The sequence below is a fragment of the Paenibacillus paludis genome (assembly GCF_042610515.1).
Taxonomy (GTDB): Bacteria; Bacillota; Bacilli; order Paenibacillales; family Paenibacillaceae; genus Paenibacillus_AQ.
The window spans coordinates 1-12,420 of the sequence record NZ_JBGJZP010000025.1 but is presented as its reverse complement, the minus strand read 5'-3'; the positions used below and the strand labels follow the sequence as shown (position 1 = coordinate 12,420).

The 12,420-nt window shown below is 52.9% G+C and carries 12 protein-coding genes and 1 riboswitch; of the genes, 6 read left to right on the top strand and 6 right to left on the bottom strand.

The window, feature by feature from the left end; genetic code table 11:
- Positions 1-9: 9 nt before the first annotated feature.
- A complete protein-coding gene (locus tag ACAN56_RS30525) occupies positions 10-897 on the bottom strand; it encodes a LysR family transcriptional regulator (RefSeq protein WP_038597744.1) in 888 nt (295 codons plus the stop codon).
- Between the two features lie 96 nt (positions 898-993).
- On the opposite strand from ACAN56_RS30525, the gene ACAN56_RS30520 reads away from it, so the two are divergent.
- Positions 994-1,884, top strand: coding sequence for a DMT family transporter (locus ACAN56_RS30520; protein ID WP_038597741.1), 891 nt, complete (start codon positions 994-996; stop codon positions 1,882-1,884).
- Between the two features lie 15 nt (positions 1,885-1,899).
- Positions 1,900-2,502: a flavin reductase family protein gene (locus ACAN56_RS30515; RefSeq protein ID WP_038597738.1), complete on the top strand. Its 603-nt coding sequence runs from the start codon at positions 1,900-1,902 to the stop codon at positions 2,500-2,502.
- A 264-nt stretch (positions 2,503-2,766) separates the two neighbouring features.
- Here the strand turns inward: ACAN56_RS30515 and ACAN56_RS30510 are convergent, their stop codons facing one another.
- The gene (locus ACAN56_RS30510; RefSeq protein WP_038597735.1) at positions 2,767-4,635 is read right to left on the bottom strand and encodes a flagellar assembly protein A; all 1,869 of its coding nucleotides are present in this window, start codon (positions 4,633-4,635) and stop codon (positions 2,767-2,769) included.
- A 105-nt stretch (positions 4,636-4,740) separates the two neighbouring features.
- Positions 4,741-4,833: riboswitch (cyclic di-GMP riboswitch) on the bottom strand.
- Between the two features lie 270 nt (positions 4,834-5,103).
- Positions 5,104-6,207 carry an FUSC family protein gene (locus ACAN56_RS30505; protein ID WP_052092374.1) on the bottom strand — a complete coding sequence of 368 codons (1,104 nt, stop codon included), beginning with the start codon at positions 6,205-6,207 and terminating at the stop codon, positions 5,104-5,106.
- 312 nt (positions 6,208-6,519) lie between these two features.
- Between ACAN56_RS30505 and ACAN56_RS30500 the strand changes: the two genes are divergently transcribed.
- From ACAN56_RS30500 to ACAN56_RS30485, 4 genes are read left to right on the top strand one after another with little or no spacing between them, the layout of a single operon-like run.
- Complete coding sequence (locus ACAN56_RS30500) at positions 6,520-7,626, top strand: ABC transporter ATP-binding protein (protein WP_038597732.1); 1,107 nt, start codon at positions 6,520-6,522, stop codon at positions 7,624-7,626.
- A complete protein-coding gene (locus ACAN56_RS30495; RefSeq protein ID WP_038597729.1) occupies positions 7,616-8,428 on the top strand; it encodes an ABC transporter permease in 813 nt (270 codons plus the stop codon). Before ACAN56_RS30500 ends, ACAN56_RS30495 begins: the two co-directional genes overlap by 11 nt.
- Positions 8,418-9,248 (top strand): ABC transporter permease, encoded by an 831-nt coding sequence (locus ACAN56_RS30490; RefSeq protein WP_038597726.1) that lies wholly within the window; start codon positions 8,418-8,420, stop codon positions 9,246-9,248. Before ACAN56_RS30495 ends, ACAN56_RS30490 begins: the two co-directional genes overlap by 11 nt.
- Positions 9,245-10,318 (top strand): ABC transporter substrate-binding protein, encoded by a 1,074-nt coding sequence (locus tag ACAN56_RS30485; RefSeq protein ID WP_038597723.1) that lies wholly within the window; start codon positions 9,245-9,247, stop codon positions 10,316-10,318. The genes ACAN56_RS30490 and ACAN56_RS30485 overlap by 4 nt, the downstream gene beginning before the upstream one ends.
- A 118-nt stretch (positions 10,319-10,436) precedes the next feature.
- Here ACAN56_RS30485 and ACAN56_RS30480 read toward each other — a convergent pair whose 3' ends face one another.
- The 3 genes from ACAN56_RS30480 to ACAN56_RS30470 form a co-directional block, all read right to left on the bottom strand.
- Positions 10,437-11,258, bottom strand: a complete 822-nt coding sequence (locus tag ACAN56_RS30480) for a class I SAM-dependent methyltransferase (protein ID WP_379147569.1) — start codon at positions 11,256-11,258, stop codon at positions 10,437-10,439.
- Positions 11,259-11,331: 73 nt separating this feature from the next.
- The gene (locus ACAN56_RS30475) at positions 11,332-12,171 is read right to left on the bottom strand and encodes a 1,4-dihydroxy-6-naphtoate synthase (RefSeq protein WP_038601075.1); all 840 of its coding nucleotides are present in this window, start codon (positions 12,169-12,171) and stop codon (positions 11,332-11,334) included.
- Positions 12,172-12,182: 11 nt separating this feature from the next.
- Positions 12,183-12,420: phosphorylase family protein (locus ACAN56_RS30470; RefSeq protein ID WP_489685712.1), on the bottom strand; the 238-nt coding region annotated here is incomplete at its 5' end.

Sequence of the window (12,420 nt, the reverse complement as noted above, 5' to 3'; positions counted from 1 at the left end):
TGTATTTCGTCAAAGCACAGACAGTTCTGCCCCGGAGAACAGCTGCAGTGCAGTGTCCATAAATAAGCGGACGGCAATCGAGGTCTCCTCCAGTGTATGGACGGCGAGATGGATATCCCGGTAAGCATCGGGGGCCAGCTCCTTTATGATCACATTCGGCGGCGGAGACAGCAGGGACAGCTGGGACATGACACCAACAGCCAGCCCCTCCTTAACCATATTGAGTGCGGTCATGTAGCTGTTCACTTCGTATTTCACATTCAGCTTGCTGCCTCCCCGAAGGAACAAATCAACGACCGGAGGCTCATAACCTGCCCGGCAGATCAGCATCGGCTCGTCTTCCAGATCCTTGACACAGATGACATGCTTCTCACGGAGCGGATGATCGCCAGGAAGCACTGCGTACAGTTTCTCCCGGTAGAGCGGAATTGTGGCAAACTCTTCTTGCGGCGGAATAATGAAGCCGACATCAATAAAGCGGGTCTCCAGCCATTCCTTAACCTCGGCAACCGAACCTTCATAGAGAACAATCTCAATCTCGGGATATTTCTCGGTAATGGAACGGATGATTTTGGGGACAAAATAAGCAGACGCCACCGGAAAGGCCCCGATGCGGATGAGCCCCTTCTCCAGGCCCTTCTCAGCGGAGATTTCCTGCTCAACCTTGTCAAACCCATTTAGAATTTCCCGAAAAATAATCAGAACACGCTTACCGATATCAGTGAGCATCAGCCCGCTGCGCCGGTCGCGCAGCAGCAGCTTCACTGCAAGCTCAGACTCTAGCGCAGAGATGGCCCGGCTGACTGCAGGCTGGGTCATGTTCAGTGCCAGCCCGGCTTTGGTGAAGCTGCCGCTCTCGGCGATTTTGACGAATAGACGAATTTGATTGTTGTTCATATCGAATCTGGTATGCCCCTCATGAATATATTTCATTTCAATTATGACTGTGCTTATTGTATCATTTGGAATGAAAATAGAACAAGGGGTGATGAGATGCAGCAGCGGAAGAAAAACATTGCTTTACTTATATTTCTGGTTATTGTCTGGGGGATCAATTGGCCGCTGTCCAAGATTGCTCTAGCCTACGCTCCGCCCTTGTTGTTTGCCGGAATCCGTACGGTTATTGCCGGGGTGATCCTCATTGTTGCTGCGCTTCCTAAAAGGAAGGCCCTTCATTTCAGCAAGCTATGGCCGGTCTATCTGACTTCGGCCTTTCTCAGCATCGTTTTCTATTACGGGTTCCAGACGATCGGCCTGCAGTATATGCCCTCAGGGCTGTTCTCGGCCATCGTCTTTCTGCAGCCTGTGCTGCTCGGTATCTTTGCCTGGATCTGGCTGGGTGAGCGTATGTACGGAATGAAGATGTTCGGCTTGCTGCTTGGTTTTCTCGGGGTAGCTGCGCTCAGCATTGGCGGATTTACCGGAAGTATCTCCGCCTTGGGCGTAGGGCTTGCCCTGGCCAGCGCGCTAAGCTGGGCCTTGGCGACGGTGTATACGAAACGAAATGCGGTACGGGTAGATATGCTGTGGATGACGGCAATGCAGATCATAATCGGGGGCGTCATTTTGCTGGCTGCCGGTTCGGCTGTGGAGAGCTGGTCCGATATTACGTGGAACAGCGCCTTTATCGTGAACACATTGTTCATTTCGGTGTTCGTCATTGCGCTGGGGTGGATGGTTTATTTCAAGCTGATCAATGAAGGAGAGGCCAGCAAGGTCGGTTCATTCACCTTCCTGATTCCGCTGATCTCGATCGGGTCAAGTGTAGTATTATTAAATGAGCGGATTACGCTGAATCTGGTAGTGGGTATGCTGCTGATCGTATGCAGCATTATTCTGGTGAATGTTAAGATAGGCCGGGCCGCACGGCGGCTGACAAGTTAAGACAGGGGGATAATCATGTATATTCAGACGGATGGACAAACAGCGCATGATAATTATAAGCTGCTGATCGGCAGCATTGTGCCCAGACCGATTGCCTTTGTAACCTCGGTGGATGAAGCGGGGATCGTGAATGCCGCCCCGTTCAGCTTTTTTAATATTGTAAATGATGATCCGCCTATGGTCATGTTCTCCTGTGTCCGCAAAGCAGGCGGAGAAATGAAGCATACGCCGCGCAATATAGCCGCGAATAAGGAATTTGTGGTCCATATCGTCGATGAGGATAATATCGCTGCAGTCAACCATACCTCAATCAATGCACCCGGCGGAATCAGCGAACTTGAGCTGGCCGGGCTGACGGCGGTACCCGGACAAGCCGTCAAGGTCCCGCGCGTACAGGAATGCAAGATTGCGATGGAATGCCGGCTGGTGCAGCTTGTGGAGCTCGGGCATTGCGATATGGTTATCGGCGAAGTGCTAGGTTTTCATGTAGAGGATGAGCTGATTCATAACGGCCGAATTGATGTCGGCAAGCTGAAGCCGGTCAGCCGTCTGGCCGGCGCGTCTTATGCAGCAATTGGACGGACCTTTGAGCTGGACAGACCTCAGTATGAACCTTGATTGGGCTAGGTATTAGCAGCTAGATAGATTGAACTTGAGAATATACACTTAGGGAAAAGTGGCGGAGGGGAATTTTTGGAACTGGAGGAGCGATAGCGTCCGCCTTTAGGTTTGGATTTCTACCGCGATTCGCGGTTAAATTCAGGAAATCCAAACCTAACAGCGGCCGGAAGTCCAAACATTCTCTGGAGTCACGGCCAATCCCAAAATAGAAGAATTATAAGTTCAATCTATATAGATCAGATATTTTGGGGCAGAGGAAGGCTAATGCGCCTGATTTCTTAACCGCAGGCTTTGGGCAGTGAAGACAAGTTCTTCATCTGTCCCGTCGATCTTGGCGGTGTATTCTCCAATCGTCACTTCGCTGTTGCAGATTTTGCGGACTGTAATATTATTGCCGGCGGTAAGCACCGATTTCTCGGAGGACTGCTTCCCTACAGTCTGTGCGCTGATGGAGCCTGCCGCCTCGACTGAGGAGTCCGTGCACTCCGCTTCGTTCATTACGAAACGGACATCGCCGGAAGAGAACAGCTGGCTGTGCAGAATCCCCTCCTTATGAACATGGAGATCTCCGCCGGATTTAATAATGCTATGCTGTGACGAGGCAATGTCGATCTGTGTATTCTCCTCCTGCATCCCGGATATGGCGTCATGCAAATCCTGCAACAGCCTCAGAAAGGTGCTTAGAACAGCATCCGTGAAGAAATCGGTGAACTGCCCCGGGTGCAGGAATACCTCCAGCATATGTCTTAATTGCCCGGTGTCGATAGGATAATCGGGATTCATCCCGGCAATAACATCCTGGAGATCACTGATCAGGCCGGGGAGATGGTCATATTTGCTTTCCAGCAGCAGCATAACGACCAGACCGTATTTTACGGTTTGCTGGCGTGATTGGACGGTATTCGCCAACTGCTGCGACGCTTTTCTCAGACTGGTCATTTCCTCCATCAAGAGAGCGGAGTACATGCAGAGGCGGTTATGTCTCGCTCCATAATGACCGGAGTACAATTGGCTGCTGACAACCTTGCCCTGGACAAAAATGCTGCCTGTAGCTGTGATTGTCGCATGCGTAACATCGCCGTATATGTATACATTTCCCAACGCCTCAAGGATGGTTTGGTTTCCGATATCATTAGTGGCGACCACATCACCCGGGAACATCATTTTGGCGGCTTCGGGGTCCGTATCCCCGGGAACAAGATATGTCTGGGGGAAATCAAAAACCTTGCGGTTCAGACCGCATCCCGTTAAGCGGGGCCTTCCCTGGCGGAGGGAGACGATCCCGCCGTCCGCCAGCAGGGTTGTACATTCTTTAGTGACCAGCTGAATGTCTTGCGGCGGCGGGGAGGGAATAATTCCGCCATACACGTCGATGCCGGGCACTCCCTCTTCCGCAGGCAGCTTACAGGCAATGACCTCTCCCTCCTGGACAAAGGGAACCCTTGGATGGTTCGGGAAATCTGCAGGATCGGCAGTCCGAATGAATTCATATTCCCTGTCCTCAGCAAATAACAGCTCCAGCCGGGCATTCTTGCCGGGAATAGGGGCTTTACCCTCTGCGATGCAGACCGGGAGATAGGTAGGGTTGTTCAGCTCTGCATAAAGAGCCGGGATATTGAGATCGCGCATAATGGAGCTTTTCTTGAAGCCGGCGATAATCTGGTCCACCGTAAGGGTGGACAGCAGCAGGCCGCAATTTGGTTCCGCCCGGACCGTGACATCTGCTGCAGCCGGGGAGCTGGCGAGCTTCCAGGCGTACTTTTCTGCACGGTAGAGCGTGAAGTAGACCTTCAGTTTATCTTCGGATACGGTAATCTGATACTGCGGCTTCTCGCAAATCTCCCAGGTGATACGGTCTGTGGGGGTTACTTCCGTAGGATCTGTCACCGTCTTCCGGTTAATATTCAACACCACAGGGTGAACGGAGGAAATGACAGCGGGTTTGCCGCCGGGCAGAGGAGGAGTGATGAATATTTGGTTGTTCTGTACGATAATACGTCCGTTCTTATCCTCATCTCCCCCACGGAGCGGCTTAGCCTGCACAGAGGGCAGAGCCGGAAGATCGGGGTTCCCGATTGGCGTTGTGGTATGAAATACATGCCTGAATTTCTCGATGATATGCTGTGGCATTACTCTAACCTCGCTTCTTCGTATAATCAATGGCATCTGTACAGAAAAGAGCATCATGGACTATGATAGATTGTCTTAATCTACCGGTACCCAAGTCACATCTCAATTGGCAGCCTGGCGACCATGAATGGATAGTCTCACATTCTTAGGCCCATCGCTTTGCGTCCTGCCCTTTCGGGAAGTTTGCCTTTAAAAAAATAGATCAATGATATACATTCAGCATGAGGTCATTTAATCGACTCAAATCGACAGGGAATGTTCAATACTGGATTGGTTGCCAAAATAAATCTACAAACAAGCTTAATTCTAGTACTTTAGTATTAATTTTTCAACTTATTAATAATAAATCTCTCTGGTATCCCTTTAAAAGGGACGGCTTTGAGTCCAAGCGATATTACAAGCAAAAACGACCCTGCCTTTTTCTCAAAGGACAGGGTCGTTTCTGCAAAAAAAAGGACGCTCCCAAGCTTATAGCTTGTGGGAGAGCCCTCTTTTAACAAGATGTACGGCGCGCGCGCTTCCGGACCGGACGGAGGCTGGTGCCGGTATAACTGTGGCTGCATAATCGGCCCGTTCAATTTCCTCCAGCACCCGGTTAAGATGGGAGAAGACGGCTCCGAGATCGCGGACTGCTGTCAGCGAGCATTGACCCTGCAGCTCGGAGAACCAGGCGAACTGCAGATCCCGGGCACGGCGCAGCGCTTCGGGGAGCGAACGGGTGCATTCGGCATCGGACAAAGTCTTGGTTCCATACAAGGCGATGCAGTCTGCGGTTGCCGTTACGACCTCTGTCATCCAGTCAGCTGCGGCATAATGTGCAGGCAGGAGGGAAATCTCCTCGGCGATCTCCTTGACGTAGCGGTGAACCTTCTGCAGATGCGAGGTTGCCTGTGTCAATGACCGCAATCCGCCGCGGCATTGATAATGGGATAACGTATAGTGCAGCTCTTTCTGCTGCTTGTCGCTCTTCGCCAGCAGTTGTCCGGAACGCACCAGCCTCTCCGGAGCCTGCTTGGAACTGCTGCTCTCTGCGGCGAGTCCGGTCAAGGCATCGGCCAGCAGCAGGGTCCCTTCCAGTGCCAGGCGTTTAACCTTGACGAACCCCCCGGGGGGGACGATAATCATATTTATTATTAAGGCAATCAGCACGCCGATTAAGGTCTCCGCGACTCTCCACACGATATAAGGGTCCTGATAAAAGGTCAATGCCAGCACGGAGGTCACACCGACCTGGGAAACGGCTTGAATGTTAATCCGGCATGCGGTGGCCACACCGATGCCGATCAACAGCATCAGCAGAATAGACAGTGCCCCCACGTCGAAGAAATGGCCCACGAGCAGGCTGACAATTCCACCGAGCACAACGCCCATCAGACGGTAAATCCCTTTTTCCAGCGAAGCCTTGACGCTTCCTTGGGTGATAAGAATTGCGGCAAGCGGTGCAAAGTATAAATAACTGTCGCCGTGCAGGCTGTGAACCGCAAGCCAGGAGAGTGAAGCAGCAATCGTAACGCGTATCATATATAGAGATAATCCGAATTTTTCAAGGCGGTCCTGCAACCCCTCGTTCATGTTAGTCATCTTCTTTCACATCAATAAGAGAACATTTTTAGGTTTTCAGCAATTTTCATTATAGCACTCAAAAACAACAATAACGGGTACAGTTTTTACGAACTTGTTAAGTTTCTGCGCTGCATTTTAACATTGTAAGCTATCGCATATATTGCATTAATCCTATATGCTATATATATTGAAGTGTGTCGAAGGAAGGGAGGAATTGTCGCTTATCAGCGCTGAGCATGCCACTTTAGATTGTTCCCTGCGAGAAGCGGGTAAAATAGGTTGTACTACATAAGGTAAGGGAGGTCGTTAGCCATAACTACCCTGGAAGGCACTATTATTTCTTTTGACCAGGTTACCAAACAATACGACGATGAAGAAGCCGTGTTAAAAGGAGTCAGCTTCGAGATCGAACGCGGCAAATTCTATACACTGCTGGGACCCTCGGGCTGCGGAAAGACGACAATCCTGCGTCTGATCGCCGGGTTCGCTGAACCAACGGAAGGTTCCATTTATTTGAACGGCAAAATCATCAACCACATTCCCGCCAACGAACGGCAGGTCAATACGGTATTTCAGGACTATGCCTTGTTTCCGCACCTGAACGTATTTGAGAATGTGGCCTTTGGACTGCGGATCAAGAAGCTTAAGAAAGAGGTCATTACGCAAAAGGTGCAGGAAGCGCTGCGCTTCGTCAACCTTGTAGGCTACGATCAGCGGGCCATTAATGAAATGTCCGGCGGACAGAGGCAGCGTGTAGCGATTGCCCGGGCCATCGTCAATGAACCGCAGGTGCTGCTGCTCGATGAGCCTCTTTCGGCACTTGATCTGAAGCTGCGCACGGAAATGCAGTACATTCTGCGGGAAATGCAGCAGCGGCTGGGCATTACCTTTATCTTCGTTACCCATGACCAGGAGGAAGCGCTGGCCATGTCCGACTGGATTTTTGTCATGAACGGCGGACGTATTGAGCAGAGCGGAACGCCTAACGATATTTATGATGAGCCGATCAACCGCTTCGTGGCTGATTTCATCGGCGAGTCGAACATTGTGCCCGGTGTGATGATTGAGGATTATATCGTTGAATTTAACGGCCACCGCTTTGAATGTGTGGATGCGGGGCTGAAGCCGAATGAAGCGGTGGAGATCGTGATCCGTCCGGAGGATCTGGAGATTGCTGCCGTTGAACAAGGCAAACTGCGCGTCCGCGTGGATTCCCAGCTGTTCCGCGGCGTGCATTACGAGATCAGCTGCTACGACGGGTCCGGCCACGAATGGCTGGTCCATTCCACGCGCAAGGCGGAGGTCGGCAGCGAGATCGGGCTGTATTTCGATCCGGAAGCGATTCATGTTATGCGTTTCGGGGAAACGGAGGAAGAATTCGACAGACGTCTGGAAGCTTACGGCGAGGTGGAGAGCCATGAAGAGTAAGGGCCGGTCGTATTTCCTCATCCCTTATTACTTATGGATCGCCCTGTTCGTCATAGCGCCGGTGCTGCTGGTTGTCTACTACTCCCTGTTTGATCTGGACGGGCATCTTACACTGGACAACTACGTGAACTTCTTTACACCGGTATATATGAAAATGATGCTCAACTCCTTCTGGTACGCGATCCTGATTACGCTGTTCTCGCTGCTGGTGGCTTATCCGGCGGCGTATCTGCTGACCCGGACGAAGCATAAGCAGCTGTGGCTACTGCTGATTATCCTGCCGACATGGATTAATCTGCTGCTGAAGACGTATGCCTTTATCGGTATCTTTGGGACCTTCGGGCCGGTCAACAATGTCTTTGACCTGCTGGGCATCGGAGAGCAGCAAATCCTCTTTACGGGTTTCAGCTTTGTCTTTGTCTCGGTATATATCTTTATCCCGTTCATGATCCTGCCGATCTTCAGCGCTCTGGATGAGCTGAACCTGTCCCTTGTAGATGCGGCCCGTGATCTGGGTGCCTCCGGGTGGACGACATTCCGGCGGGTCATTTTCCCGCTGACCATCTCCGGGGTGCGCTCCGGCTGCATGGCGGTATTCATTCCGGCGCTGTCGCTGTTTATGATTACCCGCCTTATCGCCGGCAACCGGGTCATTACGCTGGGCACCGCCATTGAGCAGCATTTTCTGGTCACTCAGGACTGGGGCATGGGCTCTACTGTTGCCGTCTTCCTGATTGTTATCATGGCGCTGTTCATGATTCTGTCGGGCAGCTCGCGGAAAGGGGTGCGGCATGAGAAGTAATAAGAATGGGATTTCAAATCTGTACCTGGTGCTGGTCTTTGCCGTGCTGTACGCACCGATCTTCTACCTAATGTACTATTCCTTCAACAGCGGCGGGACGATGCATGGCTTCGAAGGCTTCACGCTGGATTATTATCGTGAGGTTGTGCAGGATACGCGGCTGATGATTATTATGATTAACACGTTGGTGATCGCCTTGCTGTCTTCGGCGATTGCTACGCTGATTGCGATCATCGGGGCGCTGGCCATCCAGCGCATCCGCAGCCGGAGGGCTAAGAATACACTGCTCTCACTGAACAACGTGCTGATTGTCAGTCCCGATGTCATTATCGGCGCGTCTTTCCTGATCCTGTTCACGATTGCCGGGATCAAGCTCGGCTTCGTGTCGGTCCTGCTCTCGCATGTCGCATTCAGCGTGCCGATTGCCGTGCTGATGATTCTGCCGCATCTGCAGGACATGAGCCCGACGCTGACCGATGCTGCGCGTGATCTCGGGGCCAGCCGCCGCGATGTGCTGACCAAGGTGATTCTGCCGATTATTAAACCCGGGATCTTCAGCGGCTTCTTTATGGCCCTTACCTATTCACTGGATGATTTCGCGGTGACATTTTTCGTGACAGGCAACGGGTATTCGACGCTTTCGGTGGAAATCTATTCCCGGGCGCGGCAAGGTGTATCCCTGTCGATTAACGCGTTGTCCACGCTGATCTTCCTCTTCACCATCTTGCTTGTCGTCGGTTATTATTTCCTGAACCGCCGGAAGCAACGCCCGGCGGTTCATATCGCAGAGCCGGCCGCTGAAGTGGGGGTGCCTAGATGAAACAACTGGTGAATGCTTTTCTGGCGATTCTCATCGTCGCATTTGGGCTGATGTTCCTGGCTTCCAGGCTGAATTCGGCTGAGGGCTATACGGGCGGCAATACGCTGACCATCTATAACTGGGGCGATTATATCGAACCTGAACTGCTGAAGCAGTTCGAGGAAGAAACCGGGATTACGGTCATTTACCAGACCTTTGATTCCAATGAGGCGATGCTGACCAAGGTCGAGCAGGGCGGGACAACCTTTGATGTTGTTGTGCCTTCAGACTATGCTATCGCCAAGATGCGGGAAGAGAAGCTGCTGCTTCCGCTGGATCACAGCAAGATTCCGAATCTGGCCAATATTGATCCGCAGTTCATGGATCTTTCCTTCGATCCGGGGAATCTGTATTCGGTGCCGTATTTCTGGGGGACAGTAGGCATTATCTACAACCCGGAAATGACGGAGGGGATTGATTTCAGCAGCTGGGATTCCCTGTGGGACAGCAGGCTGAACAATAATATCTTCCTGGTTGACGGGGCCCGTGAGGTCATGGGGATGGCGCTGAACAGCCTGCATTATTCCGTCAATGACCGGAATGAGGATCACCTGCAGGAGGCACTGGCCAAGCTGAACAAGCTGTCTCCCAATGTGAAGGCTATTGTCGGTGACGAGGTCAAAATGCTGCTGGCGAACGAAGAGGCAGCCGTCGGGATCGTATGGTCCGGCGACGCCTCAGAAATTATGGATGAGAACGACAAGCTCGATTATGTGGTGCCGGAGGAAGGTTCGAACAAATGGTTCGACAACATGGTCATTCCGCGCACGGCAGCCAATGTGGAAGGGGCGCATAAGTTCATCGACTTCATGCTCCGTCCCGATGTGGCGGCGAAGAATGCAGAGTATGTCGGTTATTCTACACCTAACGTTCCAGGGCTTGCGCTGCTGCCGGAGGATATTTCCGGAGATACCCGCTTCTATCCGCCGGCTGAAATTACCGACCGGCTGGAGGTTTACGACAACCTCGGCAAGCGGATGCTCGCCCATTACAACGAGCTGTTCCTGAAGTTCAAGATGAACAAGAAATAAGCTGGTGGTAACCATAACATGCCAGTTAGTCATAGCCAGTAGAAAGCGCCCAAATGCGGAGTTTCCGTATTTGGGCGCTTTTTTTTGTTGGGGCGGTGAAAGATAGCCGTTTCACGTATTATTTGATCCCGACTCTCATCCGGTAGCTGATGTGTACCGGCAGGGTCCGGCTCTGGAAATACTGCTCTACCGCTACGGAGAAATCGGAAATAAGCTGCTCCAGTGCGGAAGAACCGAGCTTCAGAACGGTTTGAATGCCGCCTTGACTGAGTGCCAGCCCGACATAACGTTCGGCATCACATTCTTCTGTATTATGAAAAACAATTTCCCGCGCAAAGGAGAAGCAGCCGCTGGCCTCTATCCGGCCCAGATGTCCCTCTTTATCCCATTTATGCGCCTGTTCGGCGGCTGGCTGGAGTACATCAAGTAGTTCATCGGCGGCGGATATCAGCTGTTTGTAGCGGGTTTCAATATCCGCCTGTAATACGAGCGGCCAATCGCAGTCATAAGCGGCGAACACCCCGCCTTGGCGCAGGCAGCGGGAGATTTCCTGCAGTGTGCTTACCGGCTCCATCCAGTGGAACGACTGGGAGCAGGTGATGATATCAACACTGCCAGAGTCAAAGGGCAGCTGGTTGGAGTATCCTTGGACAAAGGACAGGGATTGTTGCTGTCCTTGCCGGGCAAGCTTGTCAAGCGCTTTGGCCAGCATGTCGGGGTTAGGTTCTATGCCGACTACAGAGCCGGCACCCTCTCTCCACAGAAAGGTGGACAGTCCTGTTCCGCAGCCTATGTCGGCCACGAGGGCAGGGCGGCTGCCCAAGTAATTCGTCAACAATTCAGTAACCAATTGCGGGGCTTCCGGGCGGTAACGGTCGTATTCGTCCTGAAATCCCAAGAAGCGGTCGATGTTTTGCTTGCTGTTGCCTGCAGGAATCATTGAATCCTCTCCCATCACTGATCTTTAGCTTCATTGTAAATTTAAAAGCTTCCGAAGTCATCTGTTTGATGCTCTAACGAAGCAGCTCAGGAGCAACGGCGGGCACGAGACCCTCGGCCGCGGCGCGGTTCAGCAGAGCAGAGATTGCTGCGTAGCCGTCCTCCCCGAGATTCATCGAGAACTCGTTCACGTAAAGATCAATATGTGATTTGGCGACTTCCGGAGACAGCTCCTGGGCGTGGTCCAGGACATAATCTCTGCTTGCTGTAGGATGATCCCAGGCGTACTGCAGTGAACTGCGTATCCAGCCGGAGATGGCTTCGCTGTCCAGATCGCGGCGGGCGATAATTGCCCCAAGCGGTATAGGCAGTCCGGTATCACTTTCCCACCAGTTGCCAAGATCGGTCAGCATGTGGAGACCGTAGGAAGGATAAGTGAACCGGGCTTCGTGAATCACCAGTCCGGCATCAATCTGCCCGTCACGCACAGCAGGCATAATCTCATCGAAAGGCATGACGACGATTTCGGATGGGCCGCTCGGCACCTGCTGCGCAGCCCACAGCCGGAACAGCAGATAGGCGGTGGAGCGCTCGCTGGGTACGGCGATTCTGCGGCCCGACAGCTCCTTGGGATGCTTGATCGCGCCCGGCCCTTTGCGGGTCAGCACCAGCGGGCCGCAGCCCCGGCCAAGTGCGCCGCCGCAAGGCAGCAGCTTGTACCGCTCCAGCACCCAGGGAAGGGCAGCATAGGAAATTTTGAGCACCTCAGGCCCGGCGCCATCAGCAGCCAGACCGTTCGTAATATCAATATCTGCAAAGGTAACATTCAGCTTGGGTGCATTCTCTACTAGCCCGTGCGCCCAGGCATGGAACACAAAGGTGTCATTGGGGCAAGGGGAAAAGGCAATATTCAGTTCGGTTGTCATTACAGCACCTCCAGTAGTATCGCAGCCGCGGCCGCGAGGGCATCCATGGCTTCATTGATTTTCCACGCCGCCCGGTCGCGCGGGCCGACCGGGTTCGAGATCGCGCGCAGCTCCAGCGCCGCGATCCCGAAGTGCCGGGCGGCCACGGCAACCCCGTGGCCTTCCATCGCCTCCGCGACGGCACCGGGATGCCGCGCGGCCAGAGCGGCGGCCGTCCCGGCGGTGCCGGTCGCCGTT

Bases quoted from the DNA above. Each gene is read 5' to 3' on its own strand.
- ACAN56_RS30525 (WP_038597744.1), bottom strand. From the start codon at position 897: ATGAACAACAATCAAATTCGTCTATTCGTCAAAATCGCCGAGAGCGGC.
- ACAN56_RS30520 (WP_038597741.1), top strand. From the start codon at position 994: ATGCAGCAGCGGAAGAAAAACATTGCTTTACTTATATTTCTGGTTATT.
- ACAN56_RS30515 (WP_038597738.1), top strand. From the start codon at position 1,900: ATGTATATTCAGACGGATGGACAAACAGCGCATGATAATTATAAGCTG.
- ACAN56_RS30510 (WP_038597735.1), bottom strand. From the start codon at position 4,635: ATGCCACAGCATATCATCGAGAAATTCAGGCATGTATTTCATACCACA.
- ACAN56_RS30505 (WP_052092374.1), bottom strand. From the start codon at position 6,207: ATGAACGAGGGGTTGCAGGACCGCCTTGAAAAATTCGGATTATCTCTA.
- ACAN56_RS30495 (WP_038597729.1), top strand. From the start codon at position 7,616: ATGAAGAGTAAGGGCCGGTCGTATTTCCTCATCCCTTATTACTTATGG.
- ACAN56_RS30490 (WP_038597726.1), top strand. From the start codon at position 8,418: ATGAGAAGTAATAAGAATGGGATTTCAAATCTGTACCTGGTGCTGGTC.
- ACAN56_RS30485 (WP_038597723.1), top strand. From the start codon at position 9,245: ATGAAACAACTGGTGAATGCTTTTCTGGCGATTCTCATCGTCGCATTT.
- ACAN56_RS30480 (WP_379147569.1), bottom strand. From the start codon at position 11,258: ATGATTCCTGCAGGCAACAGCAAGCAAAACATCGACCGCTTCTTGGGA.